We start from the raw sequence: 18,524 nt of genomic DNA on the forward strand, positions 1-18,524 counted from the left end.
ACGGGGGACGGAAGGGCCTGGTCAGCCAGTGACATCGCACTGTTCCAATGAATTCGCCCAACACACATGCGCGAATCCGGGGTACAGTGGTATTGCGCTACTGAGTATTTTGGATGTACCTGCGGCGTGAACGAAATTGAGGATGCCCGGTCGGTGGCCCGATCGGCTCCGACCCGACAGCCCTCCACGCGGGGCGTACGCCACGTACGACCGCAGATGAGGGGCCCCCTCAGCGGCACGAGCGCTCGAGCGACGGCAGTGGTCCCGCGCCACCCGGCCCATCCACGGCCGGATGACCAACCCCGGCACGGTACGACCCCCAGCGTTCGCCTCGGACCGCGTCTCACAGAAGAGGCAGCACCCTGACTACGTTCCGAGAACTCGGGATTCTTCCCGAGACGGCCGAGGCCCTTGAGGCCGTCGGCATTGTGTCCCCGTTCCCCATCCAGGAGATGACGCTCCCTGTCGCGCTCTCCGGTTCCGATGTCATCGGCCAGGCCAAGACCGGCACCGGCAAGACCCTCGGTTTCGGCCTGCCGCTGCTGGAGCGCGTCACCGTCCCCGCGGACGTCGAGGCGGGCCGGGCCGAGCCTGAGCAGCTGACCGAGGCGCCGCAGGCGCTGGTCGTCGTGCCCACCCGCGAGCTCTGTCAGCAGGTCACCAACGACCTGCTGACCGCCGGCAAGGTGCGTAACGTCCGCGTTCTCGCGATCTACGGCGGCCGCGCGTACGAACCGCAGGTCGAGGCCCTGAAGAAGGGCGTCGATGTGATCGTCGGCACCCCGGGCCGACTGCTCGACCTCGCCGGGCAGCGCAAGCTCGACCTCTCGCACGTCCGCGCACTCGTCCTCGACGAGGCCGACGAGATGCTCGACCTGGGCTTTCTGCCCGACGTCGAGAAGATCATCACCATGCTTCCGCCGAAGCGGCAGACCATGCTGTTCTCGGCGACCATGCCGGGCGCCGTCATCGGCCTCGCGCGGCGCTACATGTCTCAGCCGACGCACATCCGCGCCACCTCGCCCGACGGTGAGGGCGCGACCGTCGCGAACATCTCGCAGCATGTCTTCCGGGCCCACTCGATGGACAAGCCGGAGATGGTCTCCCGCATCCTGCAGGCCAACGGCCGCGGACTCGCGATGATCTTCTGCCGTACGAAGCGCACGGCCGCCGACATCGCCGAGCAGCTGGAGAAGCGCGGTTTCGCGTCCGGCGCAGTCCACGGCGACCTGGGCCAGGGTGCGCGCGAGCAGGCACTGCGCGCGTTCCGCAACGGCAAGGTGGACGTGCTCGTCTGCACCGATGTCGCGGCCCGCGGTATCGATGTCGAGGGTGTGACCCACGTCATCAACTACCAGTCGCCGGAGGACGAGAAGACGTACCTCCACCGCATCGGCCGGACCGGCCGTGCGGGCGCCAAGGGCATCGCGATCACGCTGGTGGACTGGGACGACATCCCGCGCTGGCAGCTGATCAACAAGGCGCTGGACCTGAAGTTCAGCGACCCGGTCGAGACGTACTCCACCTCGCCGCACCTCTTCGAGGAGCTCGACATCCCGGCCGGCACCAAGGGTGTCCTGCCGCGTGCCGAGCGGACCCGTGCGGGTCTGCGGGCCGAGGAGATCGAGGACCTGGGCGAGACGGGCGGCCGCGGCCGCAAGTCCTCCGCCGCGTCCTCGGCACCCGCCGTCCGTGAGGAGCGTGCGCCGCGTACGCCGCGTCAGCGTCGTCGTACGCGGGGCGGCTCCGCGGTCGAGGAGGCCGCCGCCGCCACCGCCGCGGTGCCGGCCCCGTCCACCGAGGTGGACGACGCCCCGTCGGAGCCGCGTACGCCGCGTCGCCGTCGCCGTACCCGCGTCGGTGCCCCGGACGTCGCAGCCGAGGCCGCTGTGACCACGGTGGAGGCTCCGGCCGCCGCCGTCGCCACGAAGACCGAGGTCGAGGTCGAGGCCGAGCCCGCGACCGAGACCAAGCCGCGCCGCCGCCGCACCCGGGCCGCCGTCGTGAAGCCGGTCGCGGACGAGGTCGACTTCCAGATCGCGCCGATCTCCGAGCCGGTGCCCGAGGCGAGGACGGTGACCAAGCCGCGTCGCCGCACCCGCGTCGTCAAGCCTGCCGAGGACGAGGTCGACTTCCAGATCGCGCCGATCTCCGAGCCCAACCCGGAGACCAAGCCGCGTCGCCGCACCCGTGCGGCGGCCAAGCCGAAGACGGAGGCTGTGGCCCAGGCCCCGGCCGCCGAGGGCGAGGCGAAGCCGCGGAGGCGGCGGGCGCCGCGTGCGACTGCCGCCAGGACCGAGAGCTGAGCACGGAGCTCTGATCGATCCGGGCTCCGCCCCGGACCCCGCTCCTCGAACGCCTGAGGGGCTTGATTTCGCCGGACGGGCTTGAGGGCATCCTCGAGCCCGTCCGGCGTTCGAGGACATAACCTCGTCCCATGAGTCGGCCGCCCACCTTCGTCCCGCCCCCCTGCGCCCACGCCCGCCAGCTCCGCACCGCGCGCGGGGACTTCGCCGTGCTGGACGCCTCGCCGCGCACCGCACCGCGCGGTACCGCCCTCCTGCTGCCCGGTTACACAGGCAGCAAGGAGGACTTCATCGCACTCCTCGAACCGCTCTGTGCCGCCGGGTACCGGACCGTCGCCGTGGACGGTCGCGGGCAGTACGAGACCGAGGGGACGACCCGTCAAGAGGACTACGCACAGGGCGAGTTGGCCCGTGATGTGCTCGCGCAGGCCATCGCTCCCGGCGTCGGTGGCGAGGGCCCCGTGCATCTGGTCGGGCACTCGCTCGGCGGGCAGATCGCCCGCGCCGCCGTACTGCTGGACGCCTCACCATTCCGTTCGCTGACCCTCATGTCGTCCGGACCGGCACAGGTCACCGAGGCCCAGCAGCTCAAGGTGAAGATGCTCGGCGACGCACTCGCGACGCTGAGCATGGCCGAGGTGTGGGAGGCGATGCGCGCCCTCGACCCGCCCGAGGACGCGGCGACGGACGGCGAGGCTCTGCGCCGGCGCTGGCTGCGCCACCAGCCCGCCCAGCTGCTCGCCACCGGCCGCCAGCTGGCGACCGAGCCTGACCGGGTGACCGAACTCGCCGCCGCGCCTCTGCCCCTCCATGTGCTCTCCGGCGAGCGTGACGACACCTGGCCGGTGCCACTGCTCGACGAGATGGCCCAGCGGCTGGGTGCGCTCCGCACCCGCATCGCGGGCGCGGAGCACTCCCCCAATACGGACCGTCCGGAGCAGACAGCGGCCGCGCTCGTCTCTTTCTGGGACAGCCTGTAGGCGGCGGGCGTCAGAACTCAGTACTGCGCCTGCAGGTGCTGCCAGAAACCGTCACGCAGCGCCCGCCGCAGATGCGCGTGGCCACGCAGCGAGTGCTGCAGCAACCGTTCGGCCTCGACCAGCAGATCCTGGTCGACGGAGCCCGGCAGGTAGGGATGCCCGGGCAGCAGATCCGCGAGGGACTCGCGGCCCCGGGCGGCCAGCCAGGCAGCGGCGATCTGCGCACCGACGAAGCGGACGTCCTCGCGCGAGGGTGCGGGGGTGTCGTCCTCGTAGGTGGTGACGGGGCGTCTGGTGACGTACGGGCGGCAGAAGTCCAAGTCGAAGGTGCGCTGGCTGTCGACCTCCCAGAGCAGCGGTTCGGCCTGATTGCGCCCCTCCCCCGCCTCGATGCCCCACAGGTGCACCCGGGCCCCGTACCCCTGCGCCGCCTCGACCGCTGACACCAGGTCCTCGTCGCCGCCGACCAGTGCCGCGTCGCTGATGGCGCGGTGCCGGGCGAGCGATTCGAGGTCGGTGCGGATGAGTGAGTCGACGCCCTTCTGCTGGTTGTTGGCGTTGAGGTTGCCGAGTCTGACCTTGACGTCGGGAAGTTCGGCGATGGACTGCTGCTCGACGGTATGGATGCGTCGCCTGGCTCCGTCGTACCAGTACACGCGCAGCAGCCTGCTGTCCGCGAAGATCGTGCGGGCCTTGTCGATGAAGGCCTCGATCAGCCCTTCCGCGTCGAGGTCGAAGGAGCGGCGGTCCTCGGTGCCGGTGACGAGCAGCCCGGCCGCGGCGTACACATAGCCCGCGTCCACGAAGATCGCGTGGGTCGAGGGGGTCTTCGACACCTCGGCGAGCACACGCTGGAGCAACTCGTTGGTGCGGTCCAGGCGCTCGCGGATCTCTGCCTCGTTCATTCGGGCCTCGTCGCGGGCCTCGTCGCCGGATCGCGCTCGGTGACCTGCTGGTACTTAGACATCCAAAAAATTTCCTTAGCGTAGGGAATGTTTGCAGGAGGCAAGCCGTTGTACACCTCGTGGAGCGCAGGACACAGGTGTCGGGCGCTCTCATCCTTGCGGACGGGTCACCCGTCCTCCCAGTAGTTCTCCAGCAGGAGGATCAGACGAAGGGAAGCCTTATGCGCTTCGAGATCATGCGACTCGACGATGTCGACGGTACCGCCGTGGACAGCACCGTCGTGGACGCCGCCTCCGTCAACCGGATCGTGCAGCAGGCCGCAGCCATAGGCCAGCGCATCTATATCCGCCCGGCCCAAAGCTCGGCTTCGTAACGCATCACGACGCTCAAAGACGAAGCGCCCCCGTACGGAAGGTCCGTACGGGGGCGCTGTGGTGTCCGCCGGCCCCGTCAGGAGTTCTGGATGACCTGGGTGACCCCGTTGATGATCTGCTGTACGGCGATGGCGGAGAGCATCATTCCGGCGAGCCTGGTCACCAGCACGACACCGCCGTCCTTGATGACGCGGATGATGAGCAGCGAGTAGCGCATGGTCAGCCAGAGCACGATGTGCATGGCGATGATCGCCGACCAGACCGATATCTGACTTCCCACGCTGTCGGCGTGCTGCACCGCGAGGATCACCGACACGATCGCACCGGGCCCGGCGAGCAGTGGCATGCCCAGCGGCACGAGCGCCACATTGACGTCCTTGGTCTGCGTCGGCTCGTCGGTCTTGCCGGTCAGCAGATCGAGCGCGATCAGCAGCAGGAGCAGTCCGCCCGCGATCATCAGGGCGGGTACGGAGACATGCAGATAGTCGAGGATCTGCTGGCCGAGCACACCGAAGACGGCAATCACACCGAAGGCGACGGCCACCGCCTGCAGCGCCATCCTGCGCTGCATCTTTGCGGGGCGGCCGGCGGTGAGGGCAAGAAAGATCGGGGTGATCCCGGGGGGATCCATAATCACAAAAAGCGTGAGAAAAAGGGATCCGAAGACAGCGACGTCGAACACAGTGAGCCTTGCGAGGAGAGAGCGAGAAACGACCTGAAGGAGCGCACCCCGAAGCCATGGCGGCGGCCTGGCGGCCGGGTGCGCAGAAATGGAACGCAGTAGTGGGACGAGTGGCGGTACGCGTCCGGCCGCCTGCAGGGCGGCGAGGGGCTTCACGCCCCGGCGACGACGCGTGCGTCGTTACGCGGGGCGGGGTCCGCCGGCGCCCGGCACCGGGAAGGCTCCCGTGGCGCGCCGGGTGATCTCGCCGTAGATCTCGGGGTCGGTGGTGTACTCGCCGAGTCCGACGGTCTTGCGACTGCCGTGGTAGTCGCTGGACCCGGTCGTCAGCAGCCCCAGGTCCCGGGCGAGCCCGCGCAGCCTGGCCCTGGTCGGCTCGTCGTGGTCCATGTGATCGACCTCGATGCCGTCGAGGCCCACGGCGGCAAGCTTCGCAATCGACGACTCGGGCACCACCTCACCGCGCTTGACGGCGAGCGGGTGGGCGAAGACGGTGACGCCACCGGCGGCCTTGACCAGCCGGATCGCGTCGAAGGGGTCGAGTTCGTGCTTCTCGGCGTACGCGCGTCCGCCGTTCGCGAGCCATTCGGGCGTGAAGGCGTCGGAGACTGTCTCGACGACGCCCAGCTCGACGAGTGCGGTGGCGATGTGCGGCCTGCCGACCGATCCGTCCCTGGCGATCCTCGCGACCTGCTCCCACTCGATCGGAACGCCGAGCGCCCGGAGCTTGCCCACCATGGTCCGGGCGCGCGGCACCCGGTCGTCCCGTACCAGCTCGCGTTCGCGTGCCAGCTCGGGCTCATCGGGGTCGAAGAGGTACGCCAGCATGTGCAGACTCACGCCGTCGATCCGGCAGGAGAGCTCGGCGCCGGTGACCAGGGTGAGCCCCTCCGGGAGGGTGGCGATCGCCTCGGCGTGGCCGCGCACGGTGTCGTGGTCGGTGAGGGCGATGACGTCGAGGCCTGCGGCGGCTGCACCCAGCACCAGCTCGGCGGGGGTGTCCGTGCCGTCCGACGCGCTGGAATGGGTGTGCAGGTCGATGCGCACGACGCGTACTCCAGTGCTCGGGCCGGACAAGGGGACATCCAAGGATAACCGGCATTCGAGGGATAACCGGCATTCGAGCGGTGCCCGGCCGGGCCCGAAGGCCCTGCGGGCACCCGAGGCGCCAGGGCCGGTCCGCCAGGCAGGCCCCTCCTAGTTGAGCAGGCGCGGTGTGAGCGCCCCGCACGGTACGAGGTCCATCTCACCCCCGGCCTCGCGCAGATCGGCGAGCACCAGCTCGTCGTACATCAGGAGCCCGGACTGCTCGGGCCAGACGATCGCCCAGAGCCAGAGCCCGCGCGCCTCGCCCGCGAAGACCGCCCGGTCCTCGGGCGCTCCCTTGACGTTCCAGAGCGGGGTGGGGCGGCCGGCGGCGAGCATCTTCACGTCCGGCGGGCCGTCGACGTGCAGATAGGGGCCGGGGTCGAGGCCGTCGATCCCGGCGTAGCGCGCCCCGAGTCCGACACCGAGTTCTTCGGTGACGAGCAGCAGTTCGCCGATACCGCCGACGGGACCGGGGCCGGAACAGGCGACGACGGTGGCGCGACCGCCACTGCGGTCGTCACCCGCGCTCGCCACACCGGTGAACAGCCAGCCCACCGGCAGCGGCCAGGGCATCCACACCGGGACCTGGGCCCGCTGCACCACCACACTCAGCGCCTCGACGCTGGGCGGGACGACCGGCTGCAGCGGCTGCACACTGCCGTGCACCGCGCACTGCCAGGTGTCGGAAAAGAGACCGGGCGCCCTGACCCGGCCTCCGCACTTCGGGCAACTGGGTTCGCCCCTCATAGCGTCCAACGGTCCTCCAGGACCGCCGCCGCGTCAAGGATGATCACCCGTCCGCAGCGTGGTTCCCACCAGCAAAAATTAGATGTAACTTGCATTCATTAGTTCCTCTAACTTATTCTGTGTATACCGCAACGATCTAGTGGAGAGCGAGAAGACCCATGCAGGGAGAGGATCCGTTCGATCAGGGAGCGGGCAGCATCCTGCGCCAGCCGAAGGCCGTCTGGGCCACGGCGGGCGCGTCTGTTGTCGCATTCATGGGAATCGGCCTGGTGGACCCGATTCTCCCGTCCATCGCCAAGGGCCTGGAGGCGACGCCGAGCCAGGTGTCGCTGCTCTTCACCTCGTACTTCCTGATCACCGCCGTGGCAATGCTCGTCACCGGCTTCGTGTCCAGCCGGATCGGCGGCCGTAAGACGCTGCTGACCGGCCTCGCGCTCGTCGTCGTCTTCGCCGCGCTCTCCGGCACCTCGTCGTCCGTCGCCGAACTCGTCGGCTTCCGGGCCGGCTGGGGGCTGGGCAACGCGCTCTTCGTGTCGACCGCGCTCGCCGTGATCGTCGGTGCGGCGGCCGGCGGCAGCTCGGCGGCGATCCTGCTCTACGAGTCGGCGCTCGGTCTCGGCATGGCCTGCGGACCGCTGCTCGGCGCCCTGCTCGGTGACGCCAGCTGGCGCTACCCGTTCTTCGGCACGGCCGCGCTGATGGCGATCGGCTTCATCTGCATCACGGCGTTCCTGAAGGAGCAGCCCAAGCCCGCCAGGAAGACCTCGCTGCTCGACCCGATCAAGGCGCTCGGCCACGGCGGCCTGGCCTCCGTCGCGACCTCGGCGTTCTTCTACAACTACGCGTTCTTCACGATCCTGGCGTTCACACCGTTCGTGCTGAACATGACGCCGTACAAGTCGGGCGCGGTCTTCTTCGCCTGGGGTCTGCTGCTCGCGGTCTTCTCGGTGCTCGTCGCCCCGCGGCTGCAGAAGCGCTTCGGGTCGCTGAAGGTGCTCGGCGCCTCGCTGGTGCTGCTCGCCGTCGACCTCGTGATCCTGGGATACGGCAACCACGCCGCCGCCATCGTCTGCACGATCGTCTCCGGCGCCTTCATCGGCATGAACAACACCGTCTACACGGAGCTGGCGCTCGGTGTGTCGGACGCGCCGCGCCCGGTGGCGAGCGCGGGTTACAACTTCGTCCGCTGGTTCGCCGCGGCCGCCGCCCCGTACCTCGCACCGAAGATCGAGGAGTGGAGCAACATTCACATCCCGTTCGTGGTCGCCGCGATCGCGGCCGTCGTCGGTGCGGTCGTCGTCCGGATCCGGCGTACGGCGCTGACCCACGAGGCAAAGGAGCTGGAGCCCGGGCACGCCACCGAGGACGGCGTCACGGTCTTCGCCGACTGACCACGACGCAAACCCGGTTCTGCCCCGCCCGCGGCTCCCCCTCCTGGCTGCGCGGCGGGGCTTCCCGTATGCCCGGCATGACTGAGCCGGTCGGTCCTGCGTCTCAGTCCAGCGCCACGGAGCCACGCAGCGGATCACGCAGATCCGTACCGTGCGAGAGCCACCGCTCCTGGAGCTCCTGCGCACCGCGGACCCGCTTCCACGCGGCCTCGTTGTGCGTCATCGGCAGCAGGGGCAGGAACCGTACCGGCTCCATCGGCCCACTCGCCTCCCGGCCACCGCCCCTCACGGAGCCGCTGCGCGGCAGAGGCTCATTCAGTTCGAGGTCCTCCACCAGGCCGCCCGACTCGGCGACCAGCACGGAGCTGAACGGCGCCCCGGGCCACAGCGGTTCGCCGAGGTCCAGCGAGGCGCCGGGCGCCACGATCAGCCCCTCGACCTGCGGGGTGGCAGCCAGCACGGCCAGCGGACGCAGCACCTTGTCGGTGTCGGCGAGTCCGGCGCGCACGGAGAGGACCAGCTCGGCGCGCGGGCCCTTCACCGGGTCCGCGAGGGCCGCGGTCGGGTCGGCCATCGGCTGTGCGGACATGCCGAGCGTGGCGTAGCGCACCACGTCACGGTCGGTGAAGCGGAGCACCTCGATGCGGTCCGTCCCGAGAAACGTCACTGCGGCGCGCGCGTCCGGTTCACCGAAGGCCGTCAGCAGCCGGGCCTCGACCAGCGCAAGAATTTCTCCCATCCTGCGAGCATAGGACGCGTATGGAACGGGCAAAGTAAAGGATTGGCCCTCAGTCGGCTGATAGTCTTGGCCGCTGGTCGGGGCAGCACGCAGAAGCGTCGCTCTCAGTCCCGACGACACGTCATCCCCCACGGGGGACCGGCTGGAGGAGGTGGGGCTGCAATGGATCGAAGTCGACCGTGCAGTACCAACCGCTCTTCCGCTCCTCACCTCTCTTCGGTGATCTGAAGCCTTCTCGGTCAAGGCCCATGGCATTGCGCACGACGGAAGAGCACCCCTTTTTTGCCTGTCTGTAGCGAACGCCGTCATCGCGCCGCTGCGGTGCCGCCCGCTTTGCGGACGTGAGCGCACGTCCCCATTCCGGGCTGTTCCACGTGCCCGACGACGGCCCTCCGTGAAGGAGCCAGCCATGTCGATGATCCGCGACCTGCGCGCCGCCGTGCGCCCGTCCCTGCGCAAGAGCAACACCCTGCACAACAGTTACGACACCACCCGTGACCCGTCCGCCTCCAGCGCGGTCGTAGACTGCGCGGTCTACCGCGACGGACGGCGCGTGGAGACCGGCACCTGCCGCACGCCGCACGAGGCGATGCTCCAGGTGCGCGAGGAGGGCGGCTTCGCCTGGATCGGCCTGCACGAGCCGACCGAGGAGGAATTCGCCGGTATCGCCCGCGAGTTCGGCCTCCACCCGCTCGCTGTGGAGGACGCCGTCCACGCCCACCAGCGGCCGAAGCTGGAGCGGTACGACGACACCCTCTTCACCGTCTTCAAGACCATCCACTACGTCGAGCACACCGAGCTCACCGCGACCAGCGAGGTCGTCGAGACCGGCGAGGTGATGTGCTTCACCGGCCGGGACTTCGTCATCACCGTCCGGCACGGCGGCCACGGCTCGCTGCGCGCACTGAGGCACCGGCTGCAGGACGACCCCGAGCTGCTCGCCAAGGGGCCCTCCGCGGTCCTGCACTCCATCGCCGACCATGTCGTCGACGGCTACATCGCGGTCGCGGGCGCCGTCCAGGACGACATCGACGAGGTGGAGATCGAGGTCTTCTCCACCCCCGCGAAGGGCAGCCCTCGCGGCTCGGAGGCCGGCCGGATCTACCAGCTCAAGCGTGAGGTCCTGGAGTTCAAGCGGGCAGTGTCGCCGCTGCTGCGGCCGATGCAGCTGCTGAGCGAGCGCCCGATGCGGCTGATCGACCCCGACATTCAGAAGTACTTCCGCGACGTCGCCGACCACCTGGCGCGGGTGCACGAAGAAGTCATCGGCTTCGACGAACTGCTGAACTCGATCCTCCAGGCCAACCTGGCGCAGGCGACCGTCGCGCAGAACGAGGACATGCGCAAGATCACGTCCTGGGCGGCCATCGTCGCCGTACCGACGATGATCTGCGGCGTCTACGGCATGAACTTCAAGCACATGCCCGAGCTGGGCTGGAGGTACGGCTACCCGATGGTGCTGGGCGTCATCGGAGTGGTCTGCTTCTCCATCCACCGCACACTCAAGCGCAACGGCTGGCTCTAATAGAGTTCGGGTATGACTGCTGCTGCCGCTGACGTGCCGCTGGGCCGGGCTCTCGTCGAGGAGGCCACCAAGAAGTCGGGCCTCATCTGGGTACGGGGCACCGGGCCCGCGCGGGCGCTGTGGCACGTGTGGCACGAGGGCGCGGTGCATCTGGTCGGCGACGGCCCCGGCGAACAGCCGCTCCCGGCCGGCCTCGGTGACGGGGCAGCCGCCGAGGTGACCGTGCGCAGCAAGGACAAGGGCGGCCGGCTGGTCGCCTGGACGGCCGCCGTGACTGAGCTCGCGCCGCACTCCGAGGAGTGGGAGGCCGCCGTCGCCGAACTCAAGGGCAAGCGGCTGAACACACCGGACGCCGAACAGATGACGGAGCGATGGGCGCGCGAATGCCGGGTGCTGCGGCTGACACCCGGCGAATTCCGTACGGAACTGCCGGACGGCTCGCTGGCCGCTGCGCCCCTGCCGACGTCCGCGACCACGCGGCGGCCGGTGCCGGCCGGGCTGCCGCGGCTGCTGAAGCGGGCGCGCAAGGGCTGACCGGGGCAGGGCCTGTCCGACGCTGATCCACCGGGCGGAGCCTCTGATCCGCGGACAGGGCCACCTCCTGGACCGCGTGCCGTGCGGCCCGCTCTCAGGAGGACGTCTTGGGCAGCTGCTGCCCGTAGTCGACCGTGTCGCCCTTCGCCGGGGCCTCCAGCGTGAAGTCCTTGCCCCAGTCCGACAGCTTCACGATCCCCCCGCCGCCGCCGCGCGCGAAACGCAGCGGATACGGCGTGCCCTCCAGCGAGACGTCGAGCGTTCCGCCCTCGCCCTTGCCGCCCGTGATCTGAACGGTCCGGGTCGGTCCGACCTTCTCCCGGTCGCCCTTGTTGAGGGTGCCGTGCAAGGTGAGCAGCCCGTCGAGCAGGGTCTCCTTGTCCGTGAAACCGCGCAGCTGCTTGTACGTGGGGTCGTCCTCGGGCACCTTCACGTACTTGTCCTGGAGCTTGTCCGCGGCCGCCCCGCCCGCATCGTTGTCGGCACCGGACTTCTCGTCGTGGCTCCAGAACCCCGAGTCCGCCTTCAGATAGAGCTCGTCACCGATCCGCAGCAGCTCGAACGTGCTGTTCTTCGAGACGACGGAGCCGATGCCGCCCTTCTCCTTGAGCTGCATATTGAGTTTGTACGTGCCGCCCTTGCTGACCAGCGTCCCGGCGAGGCGCACCGCATCGGCGGAGTCCGCTGCGGTCTGCGCCTTCTTCTCGATCTCCGTGGCGGCGAGCTTGCCGACGCCGTTGGTCCCCTTGTCCGGATCCTCGCCCCCGCACGCCGTGAGAGCGGCGGTCAGCCCCGCGCAGAGCACAACGGCGAGCGCGGTCCGGCGGCGTCGGGCCCGGACGGGCGGAACGGAAGAGGTCACGGGCGCACTGCCTCTCATCTGCATGGCGGGGGTGGCAGACGGCAGCGTACCTGTGCCGTTCACGCCTTCCGGCAGAGAGCCGTACGGACGGATCCACCGGGGCAGCCCGGAGCGGTACGGGCTAGCCTGATCCCGTCATAACGGTTAATTAGCCGTCAAACGGACCGGACAGAGAAGTCGTACACGGAAGAAGGAGGCGCACCATGGCGGCAGGCGCCCCCCGGGTCTTCGTCTCGCACCTCGCCGGCGTCCCGGTCTTCGACCCCAACGGCGATCAGGTGGGCCGCGTCCGCGACCTGGTCGCGATGTTGCGGGTCGGCGGTCGGCCGCCCCGGCTGCTCGGTCTGGTCGTCGAGGTGCTCAGCCGTCGCCGGATCTTCCTCCCGATGACCCGGGTGACGGGGATCGAGTCCGGTCAGGTCATCACCACCGGTGTCGTCAACATGCGGCGCTTCGAACAGCGGCCCACCGAACGCCTGGTGCTCGGCGAGTTCCTCGACCGGCGGGTCCGCCTCGTGGAGACCGGCGAGGAGGTCACCGTCCTCGATGTCTCCGTGTCGCAGCTTCCGGCCCGTCGCGACTGGGAGATCGACAAGTACTTCGTACGCAAGGGCAAGGGTGGGGCGCTGCGGCGCAAGGGCGAGACCCTGACGGTCGAATGGTCGGCGGTCAGTGGTTTCTCGCTGGAGGAGGACGGGCAGGGCGCCGAGTCCCTGGTCGCCACGTTCGAGCAGCTGCGCCCGACCGACGTGGCCAACGCGCTGCACCATCTGTCGCCGAAGCGACGGGCCGAGGTAGCGGCCGCGCTCGACGACGACCGGCTCGCCGACGTACTGGAGGAGCTGCCCGAGGACGACCAGGTGGAGATCATCGGCAAGCTCCAGGAGGAGCGTGCCGCCGATGTCCTGGAGGCCATGGACCCGGACGACGCGGCCGACCTGCTGTCCGAACTGCCGGAGGAGGACAAGGAGCGGCTGCTGGCCCTGATGCGTCCGGACGACGCGGCGGATGTGCGGCGCCTGATGGCATACGCGGAACGGACCGCCGGCGGTCTGATGACCACCGAGCCGATCATTCTGCGGCCGGACGCGACGGTCGCCGACGCGCTCGCACGGGTCCGGCAGGCGGATCTGTCCCCCGCACTCGCCGCCCAGGTGTACGTGTGCCGCTCGCCGGACGAGACACCGACCGGCAAGTACCTGGGCACCGTGCACTTCCAGCGGCTGCTGCGGGATCCGCCGTACGCCCTGGTCAGCTCGATCGTCGACAGCGATCTCGTCCCCCTCACCCCGGACACCCCTTTGTCGGCCGTGACGAGCTATCTGGCCGCGTACAACCTGGTCTCGGTGCCGGTCGTGGACGAGAGCGGATCCCTGCTCGGCGCTGTGACCGTCGACGACGTACTCGACCACCTGCTGCCCGAGGACTGGCGGGAGACCGACTTCCACGGTGAGGAGGAGGTCGCCCGTGGCAGGTGAGGACCGCACGAAGGGGGCGCCGACGGGCGCCTCGGGCATCGCGCGCCCGCCCCGTTCCCGGCTGGACCAGCCGAGGGCCCCGCGGCGGCGGCTGCTGCCCGCGTACGACCCCGAGACGTTCGGCCGGTTCTCCGAGCGGATCGCCCGCTTCCTGGGGACTTGGCGCTTCATCTCCTGGATGACGCTGGTCATCATCGTCTGGTTGCTGTGGAACGTCTTCGCGCCGACGGCATGGCGGTACGACCAGTACCCGTTCATCTTCCTGACGCTGATGCTCTCGCTCCAGGCCTCGTACGCGGCCCCGCTGATCCTGCTCGCGCAGAACCGGCAGGCCGACCGCGACCGGGTCACCTACGAGCAGGACCGCAAGCAGAACGAGCGCTCCATCGCGGACACCGAGTACCTCACCCGCGAGATCGCGGCACTGCGGATGGGGCTCGGCGAGGTCGCCACCCGCGACTGGATCCGCTCCGAACTGGAAGACCTCATGAGGGACCTGGACGACCGGCGTGCCCTATTCCCGGCCGAGAGTGACGAAGACCGCTGACGGGGCTACTCACGCGTAGCAGCAGGCGCCGTAACATCGTCCGTATGGCTACGGAAGACGCGGTGCTTGAGGCACTGGCGACAGTGAACGACCCGGAGATCCACCGTCCGATCACCGAACTCGGCATGGTGAAATCGGTCGAGATCGATGCTGACGGTGCGGTCGCTGTCACGGTGTATCTCACGGTGTCCGGCTGCCCGATGCGCGAGACCATCACCAAGAGCGTGACCGACGCGGTGGCGAAGGTCGAAGGCGTCACGCGCGTCGATGTCACGCTCGACGTGATGAGCGACGAACAGCGCAAGGAACTCGCGTCCTCGCTGCGCGGCGGCACGGCCGAGCGCGAAGTGCCGTTCGCCAAGCCCGGCTCGCTGACCCGGGTCTACGCGGTGGCATCCGGCAAGGGCGGCGTCGGCAAGTCGTCGGTCACGGTGAACCTGGCGGCCGCGATGGCGGCCGACGGCCTCAAGGTCGGTGTCGTGGACGCGGACATCTACGGGCACAGCGTGCCGCGGATGCTCGGCGCGGATGGCAAGCCGACCCAGGTCGAGAACATGATCATGCCGCCGTCGGCGCACGGCGTGAAGGTCATCTCCATCGGCATGTTCACCCCGGGCAACGCCCCGGTGGTGTGGCGCGGACCGATGCTGCACCGCGCACTGCAGCAGTTCCTCGCGGATGTGTACTGGGGCGACCTGGACGTCCTGCTGCTCGACCTGCCGCCGGGCACCGGTGACATCGCGATCTCGGTGGCACAGCTCGTGCCGAACGCCGAGATCCTGGTCGTCACGACTCCGCAGCAGGCGGCGGCCGAGGTGGCCGAGCGGGCCGGTTCGATCGCCGTGCAGACCCACCAGAAGATCGTCGGTGTCGTCGAGAACATGTCGGGGCTTCCGTGCCCGCACTGCGACGAGATGGTCGACGTGTTCGGTACCGGCGGCGGCCGGAAGGTCGCCGAGGGCCTGACGAGGACGGTCGGCGCGGAGGTGCCGGTGCTCGGCTCCATCCCGATCGACGTACGGCTGCGCGAGGGCGGCGACGAGGGCAAGCCGGTCGTCCTGTCCGACCCCGACTCCCCGGCCGGCAAGGCGCTCCGCACCATCGCGGACAAGCTGGGAGGCCGTCAGCGCGGCCTGGCGGGCATGTCGCTGGGAATCACCCCGCGCAACAAGTTCTGAGCGGGGACGAAGGCATCGCCGGGCGGGCCTGATTTCCGGGCCCGTCCGGCAAAACCGAGCCTGGTCGGCGTTTGAGGACGTCTTCGAGCCCGGCCGACGATCGAGGGCGAAGCGGCAACCGGCCATGACCGGTCACCGCCCACCGCCCCGGCCTATGCGTACGTCGCGATGTCGGCGACCACCGAGAACCCCAGCCCGTACGCGCTCATGCCCCGCCCATACGCCCCGATGTGCACCCCGCCGTGCGCCGACCCCGCCAGCACCCAGCCGAACTCGGACTCGCGGTAGTGGAACGGCACCGGGACACCGTCCACCGGCAGCGACAGCGCCGACCATGCGGGACCGTCCATGTCGTCGGCGAGTTCGAACGCGGTCTCCGTCTGCTGGTCCAGCCAGTCATCACGCAGTGTGTGATCCATCTGCGGGGGCCACGTACAGGCGAGCAGGCCGGACCCGGCCAGCCAGGCCGCGGAGGAGACCGTGGTCGCGTCCAGAACCCCCGTACCGTCACCGCTGCGCCGCACCGGGCTGCTGGCCACCGTCACGACGACGGCGAATCGCTGCTTCTCGACACCCGCGTCGGCCCGTACCGACGGCTCGTCACCGTGCCCGATGGAACCGTGCTGCACAGTGCCGTCCGCCGCGGTGCCCACCTGCATCCGCCAACGCGGCCCGGTGAAGGCCTCGTCCAGTCCGTACCAGGGAAACGGGGCTGCCAGATAACCGTCGACAGTACGCCGGGCCGCCGCTACCCCCTCTGCGGTGACTGTGCTCGGCGCACCTTCCGCGCCCACCCGACTGGTCGTCTCCATCTGCCCGGCCGCCTCCTCGATCCCTAGCGTCCGGAGCGGCCCGCCCCCCACGGGCGTCCTCACAACCGGACAGATGGAGAATAGCCATACCGTCCGGGCGAGCCGGGATTGACTGCTGTCAGGTGGCGTCTGCGTCGAACGGCGGGCGGTCGTCCTTCGCAGGCTGTTCACGCTTCTTGAGCAGGTCGGGAGTACCGGCGGAGCCGTTGGCCGCGGCGATCGCCGCGCCGCTCGACACGCCGCTTTGGGAGTCCGCGGACTCCACGGCCGCGTTCTCCCGGCCGTTCACCGCGTCGGTGACCTCGGCCAGATCCTTGCGCAGGTCGAAGCTCTCGCGGATCTCCTTCAGCCCCAGATCGTCATTGCCGTCCACGAGCTGCTTGCGGAGATACGTCTTGGGGTTGAGGTCCTCGAACTCGAAGTCCTTGAACTCCGGGCCGAGCTCGGTACGGATGTCCTCCTTGGCACTCTCCGAGAACTCACGGATCTTACGGATGAAGCGCGAGGCGTCCTGGATGACCTTGGGCAGCTTGTCCGGGCCGAAGATCAGCACGCCCAGGATCGCGAGCGTCACCAGCTCCAGTGGGCCTATGTCATTGAACACCCTGTTGCTCCTCGTGTTCTCCGCGACCAGGTCGGTTGTGGTCCGGACCCGGCCCACGGTACCGGTCGAAACTGTCCGCGCGGTAGCGTCCCGCGACTGTCACGTGCCGGTTGCCGAACCAAGAGTCAAAGAGATGGACAGGTCTTTACCACCACGGGTCAGACCGAGGTCCAGACGGTCGCCGGGACGGTGTGCGCGGATCTTCACGATCAGCTCCTCGCCGCTGTGCACCCGCCTGCCGTCGACCTCGGTGATGACGTCCCCCGGCTTGATCCCGGCCTTGGCACCGGGCCCGCCGGGCGTCACCGCGGGCTTGTCCGCCGCACCCTTCGTACCGACCTTGGCGCCGTCCCCCGTGTACTTCATGTCCAGGGTTACGCCGATCACCGGGTGAGTGGCCTTCCCCGTGTTGATCAGTTCCTCGGCGACCCGCTTGCCCTGGTTGATCGGGATGGCGAAGCCGAGACCGATGGACCCTGCCTGCCCGCCCTCGGTGCTCGAACCGCTGTCGGCAGCACGGATGGCGCTGTTGATGCCTATGACATGGGCGTCGGTGTCGACGAGCGGACCGCCGGAGTTGCCCGGGTTGATCGGGGCATCGGTCTGCAGCGCGTCGACGTAACTGATGTCGCTGCCGTCGCCCTTCTCGCCGCCCGCGGTGATCGGCCGGTCCTTGGCGCTGATGATGCCGGAGGTCACGGTGTTGGACAGGTCGAAGGGTGCGCCGATGGCCACCACGGGGTCGCCGACCTGCACATTGTCGGAGTTGCCCAGCGGCAGCGGCTTGAGACCGGAGACGCCGGTGACCTTGACCACGGCCAGGTCGTAGCCGCTGTCCTTGCCGACGACTTCGGCGCGCGCGGTCTCGCCGCCGCTGAACGTCACAGTGATCTCGCCGGAGGACCCGGCCGGGGCGACGACATGGTTGTTGGTGAGGATATGGCCTGATTTGTCGAGAACGAAGCCGGTGCCTGTGCCGGATTCGGTGGTGCCGCTGACATGGAGAGTGACCACGCTGGGCAGGGCGCTGGAGGCGATCCCCGCGACGCTGTCGGGGGCGCGGCCGCCGCTGTTGTGGCCGGTCTGCGGAAGCTCGACCTGGGTGAGGCCGCCGTTGCGCTCGATGTAGGCGCCGATGCCGCCGCCGATGCCGCCCGCCACCAGTGCGAGCAGCACCGCACCGACGAGGAGGGAGCCACGGCGGTTCTTCTTGCGGCCGCCGTCGGCCCCGAGCGGCGGGCCCGGGTTGGTCAGCGGCTGCCGGGGCGCACCCCAGGGGTCGTACTGGAGCCAATGCGTCGGCTGCGACTGCGGCTGCTGAGGCGGGGGCGTGAGGCCGGGGGCGGGTGAGGTGGGGATGCCGGCGCCGTTCGTACCCGCGTACTGCGGGGGTACGGGGGTGCCGTGTGCCGGGGTCGGGACCGGCCGCTGTACGGGTGGTGCGGGCGCCCAGGGGCCGGGTCCGCCGTACGGCGGGGTGCTGTACTGATCGGGCTCGTGAAGAGGCGCCACGGGCTGCGTGGCCACTACGGACGCCACGGGCTCGGGTGCGGGCGGGTATGACACCGTCTCGGGTGCCGACGGCTGAGGGGGCACCTCGGCTGCGTGTGCTTCCGTCACGCCCGTCGCGCCAGTCACATCGACCGTGGGCGCCGTGTCCTGGACGGGGGTCGGCTCGTCCGGCGCGGTGCGGGTGGTACCTCCCGCCGTGGGCCGACTCCACCACTTCGCCTTCGGCCCGGTGGACTTCCCGTCTTCCATGCTCTCCCC

At 69.5% G+C, this 18,524-nt stretch carries 18 protein-coding genes; 9 read left to right on the forward strand and 9 right to left on the reverse strand.

Annotated features, from left to right (window positions below; translation table 11 throughout):
* Nucleotides 1–452 precede the first annotated feature (452 nt).
* Both IEZ15_RS01670 and IEZ15_RS01675 read left to right on the forward strand, forming a co-directional pair.
* Complete coding sequence (locus tag IEZ15_RS01670; protein WP_189273573.1) at nt 453–2,306, forward strand: DEAD/DEAH box helicase; 1,854 nt, start codon at nt 453–455, stop codon at nt 2,304–2,306.
* A 131-nt stretch (nt 2,307–2,437) separates the two neighbouring features.
* On the forward strand, nt 2,438–3,286 hold the full coding sequence (locus IEZ15_RS01675) for an alpha/beta fold hydrolase (protein WP_114246496.1): 849 nt from the start codon (nt 2,438–2,440) through the stop codon (nt 3,284–3,286).
* A gap of 17 nt (nt 3,287–3,303) precedes the next feature.
* Here the strand turns inward: IEZ15_RS01675 and IEZ15_RS01680 are convergent, their stop codons facing one another.
* Nucleotides 3,304–4,191, reverse strand: a complete 888-nt coding sequence (locus tag IEZ15_RS01680) for an NYN domain-containing protein (protein WP_093897496.1) — start codon at nt 4,189–4,191, stop codon at nt 3,304–3,306.
* Between the two features lie 221 nt (nt 4,192–4,412).
* On the opposite strand from IEZ15_RS01680, the gene IEZ15_RS01685 reads away from it, so the two are divergent.
* Nucleotides 4,413–4,565, forward strand: coding sequence for a DUF8834 family protein (locus tag IEZ15_RS01685; protein WP_189273575.1), 153 nt, complete (start codon nt 4,413–4,415; stop codon nt 4,563–4,565).
* A 77-nt stretch (nt 4,566–4,642) separates the two neighbouring features.
* Here the strand turns inward: IEZ15_RS01685 and IEZ15_RS01690 are convergent, their stop codons facing one another.
* From IEZ15_RS01690 to IEZ15_RS01700, 3 genes are all read right to left on the reverse strand, one after another.
* Complete coding sequence (locus IEZ15_RS01690; protein ID WP_093897497.1) at nt 4,643–5,248, reverse strand: MarC family protein; 606 nt, start codon at nt 5,246–5,248, stop codon at nt 4,643–4,645.
* 180 nt (nt 5,249–5,428) lie between these two features.
* On the reverse strand, nt 5,429–6,295 hold the full coding sequence (locus IEZ15_RS01695) for a PHP domain-containing protein (protein ID WP_189273577.1): 867 nt from the start codon (nt 6,293–6,295) through the stop codon (nt 5,429–5,431).
* 150 nt (nt 6,296–6,445) lie between these two features.
* Nucleotides 6,446–7,084, reverse strand: a complete 639-nt coding sequence (locus tag IEZ15_RS01700) for a DUF6758 family protein (RefSeq protein WP_114246494.1) — start codon at nt 7,082–7,084, stop codon at nt 6,446–6,448.
* Nucleotides 7,085–7,242: 158 nt separating this feature from the next.
* Between IEZ15_RS01700 and IEZ15_RS01705 the strand changes: the two genes are divergently transcribed.
* A complete protein-coding gene (locus IEZ15_RS01705) occupies nt 7,243–8,475 on the forward strand; it encodes an MFS transporter (protein ID WP_189273578.1) in 1,233 nt (410 codons plus the stop codon).
* A gap of 103 nt (nt 8,476–8,578) precedes the next feature.
* Here the strand turns inward: IEZ15_RS01705 and IEZ15_RS01710 are convergent, their stop codons facing one another.
* Nucleotides 8,579–9,214, reverse strand: coding sequence for a suppressor of fused domain protein (locus IEZ15_RS01710; RefSeq protein WP_189273579.1), 636 nt, complete (start codon nt 9,212–9,214; stop codon nt 8,579–8,581).
* 409 nt (nt 9,215–9,623) lie between these two features.
* Here IEZ15_RS01710 and IEZ15_RS01715 point away from each other — a divergent pair, with 409 nt between their 5' ends.
* Nucleotides 9,624–10,739, forward strand: coding sequence for a magnesium and cobalt transport protein CorA (locus tag IEZ15_RS01715; RefSeq protein WP_114246491.1), 1,116 nt, complete (start codon nt 9,624–9,626; stop codon nt 10,737–10,739).
* 12 nt (nt 10,740–10,751) lie between these two features.
* Nucleotides 10,752–11,273, forward strand: a complete 522-nt coding sequence (locus IEZ15_RS01720; RefSeq protein WP_189273580.1) for a hypothetical protein — start codon at nt 10,752–10,754, stop codon at nt 11,271–11,273.
* Between the two features lie 94 nt (nt 11,274–11,367).
* On the opposite strand, the gene IEZ15_RS01725 is transcribed toward IEZ15_RS01720, so the two are convergent.
* Nucleotides 11,368–12,135, reverse strand: a complete 768-nt coding sequence (locus tag IEZ15_RS01725) for a hypothetical protein (protein ID WP_189273581.1) — start codon at nt 12,133–12,135, stop codon at nt 11,368–11,370.
* 203 nt (nt 12,136–12,338) lie between these two features.
* On the opposite strand from IEZ15_RS01725, the gene IEZ15_RS01730 reads away from it, so the two are divergent.
* The 3 genes from IEZ15_RS01730 to IEZ15_RS01740 are packed head-to-tail and all read left to right on the forward strand — an operon-like array spanning nt 12,339 to nt 15,338.
* Nucleotides 12,339–13,613, forward strand: a complete 1,275-nt coding sequence (locus IEZ15_RS01730) for a magnesium transporter MgtE N-terminal domain-containing protein (protein WP_114246488.1) — start codon at nt 12,339–12,341, stop codon at nt 13,611–13,613.
* Entirely contained in the window at nt 13,603–14,160 is a 558-nt protein-coding gene (locus tag IEZ15_RS01735) for a DUF1003 domain-containing protein (protein WP_114246487.1), read from the forward strand. The genes IEZ15_RS01730 and IEZ15_RS01735 overlap by 11 nt, the downstream gene beginning before the upstream one ends.
* Before the next feature lie 44 nt (nt 14,161–14,204).
* Nucleotides 14,205–15,338, forward strand: coding sequence for an Mrp/NBP35 family ATP-binding protein (locus IEZ15_RS01740; RefSeq protein WP_114246486.1), 1,134 nt, complete (start codon nt 14,205–14,207; stop codon nt 15,336–15,338).
* Between the two features lie 152 nt (nt 15,339–15,490).
* Here IEZ15_RS01740 and IEZ15_RS01745 read toward each other — a convergent pair whose 3' ends face one another.
* From IEZ15_RS01745 to IEZ15_RS01755, 3 genes are all read right to left on the reverse strand, one after another.
* Nucleotides 15,491–16,150: a hypothetical protein gene (locus IEZ15_RS01745; RefSeq protein ID WP_114246485.1), complete on the reverse strand. Its 660-nt coding sequence runs from the start codon at nt 16,148–16,150 to the stop codon at nt 15,491–15,493.
* Nucleotides 16,151–16,268: 118 nt separating this feature from the next.
* Nucleotides 16,269–16,754: a sec-independent translocase gene (locus IEZ15_RS01750; RefSeq protein ID WP_189273582.1), complete on the reverse strand. Its 486-nt coding sequence runs from the start codon at nt 16,752–16,754 to the stop codon at nt 16,269–16,271.
* 99 nt (nt 16,755–16,853) lie between these two features.
* Nucleotides 16,854–18,515 carry a S1C family serine protease gene (locus IEZ15_RS01755; protein ID WP_189273583.1) on the reverse strand — a complete coding sequence of 554 codons (1,662 nt, stop codon included), beginning with the start codon at nt 18,513–18,515 and terminating at the stop codon, nt 16,854–16,856.
* Nucleotides 18,516–18,524: the final 9 nt, after the last annotated feature.

Source organism: Streptomyces atratus, from assembly GCF_014648655.1.
GTDB lineage: Bacteria > Actinomycetota > Actinomycetes > Streptomycetales > Streptomycetaceae > Streptomyces > Streptomyces atratus.

What these genes read in the sequence shown, in the direction of transcription:
- IEZ15_RS01675 (WP_114246496.1), top strand. Translation starts at nt 2,438, where the DNA reads ATGAGTCGGCCGCCCACCTTCGTCCCGCCCCCCTGCGCCCACGCCCGC.
- IEZ15_RS01685 (WP_189273575.1), top strand. Translation starts at nt 4,413, where the DNA reads ATGCGCTTCGAGATCATGCGACTCGACGATGTCGACGGTACCGCCGTG.
- IEZ15_RS01670 (WP_189273573.1), top strand. Translation starts at nt 453, where the DNA reads ATGACGCTCCCTGTCGCGCTCTCCGGTTCCGATGTCATCGGCCAGGCC.
- IEZ15_RS01740 (WP_114246486.1), top strand. Translation starts at nt 14,205, where the DNA reads ATGGCTACGGAAGACGCGGTGCTTGAGGCACTGGCGACAGTGAACGAC.
- IEZ15_RS01730 (WP_114246488.1), top strand. Translation starts at nt 12,339, where the DNA reads ATGGCGGCAGGCGCCCCCCGGGTCTTCGTCTCGCACCTCGCCGGCGTC.
- IEZ15_RS01755 (WP_189273583.1), bottom strand. Translation starts at nt 18,515, where the DNA reads ATGGAAGACGGGAAGTCCACCGGGCCGAAGGCGAAGTGGTGGAGTCGG.
- IEZ15_RS01720 (WP_189273580.1), top strand. Translation starts at nt 10,752, where the DNA reads ATGACTGCTGCTGCCGCTGACGTGCCGCTGGGCCGGGCTCTCGTCGAG.
- IEZ15_RS01700 (WP_114246494.1), bottom strand. Translation starts at nt 7,084, where the DNA reads ATGAGGGGCGAACCCAGTTGCCCGAAGTGCGGAGGCCGGGTCAGGGCG.
- IEZ15_RS01680 (WP_093897496.1), bottom strand. Translation starts at nt 4,191, where the DNA reads ATGAACGAGGCAGAGATCCGCGAGCGCCTGGACCGCACCAACGAGTTG.
- IEZ15_RS01705 (WP_189273578.1), top strand. Translation starts at nt 7,243, where the DNA reads ATGCAGGGAGAGGATCCGTTCGATCAGGGAGCGGGCAGCATCCTGCGC.
- IEZ15_RS01710 (WP_189273579.1), bottom strand. Translation starts at nt 9,214, where the DNA reads ATGGGAGAAATTCTTGCGCTGGTCGAGGCCCGGCTGCTGACGGCCTTC.
- IEZ15_RS01715 (WP_114246491.1), top strand. Translation starts at nt 9,624, where the DNA reads ATGTCGATGATCCGCGACCTGCGCGCCGCCGTGCGCCCGTCCCTGCGC.
- IEZ15_RS01745 (WP_114246485.1), bottom strand. Translation starts at nt 16,150, where the DNA reads ATGGAGACGACCAGTCGGGTGGGCGCGGAAGGTGCGCCGAGCACAGTC.